A 223-nucleotide genomic window follows, 5' to 3' on the forward strand; every position below is an offset into this window, starting at 1 on the left:
AAATAAAGAAGAAACAACAGAAGAACTAGAAGACTTAGAAAAACCGGAAGAACCAAAGGTAACAGAAGAACCGAATGTATTAGAAAAACCAGAGGTAAAAGAGAAGCCGGAGATCTGGGTAAAACCGATTGAAGAAGAAAATAAAGAAGAAACAACAGAAGAACTAGAAGACTTAGAAAAACCGGAAGAGCCAAAGGTAACAGAAGAACCGAATGTATTAGAA

1 pseudogene is annotated in these 223 nt (G+C 35.9%); it reads left to right on the forward strand.

The annotated features are described in order from the left end of the window. A pseudogene (locus MR083_RS27465) lies at nucleotides 1–223 on the forward strand (LPXTG cell wall anchor domain-containing protein); the annotation flags it as partial.

This window comes from Bacillus cereus group sp. BfR-BA-01408, assembly GCF_022663305.1.
In the GTDB taxonomy this organism is placed as follows: domain Bacteria; phylum Bacillota; class Bacilli; order Bacillales; family Bacillaceae_G; genus Bacillus_A; species Bacillus_A pacificus.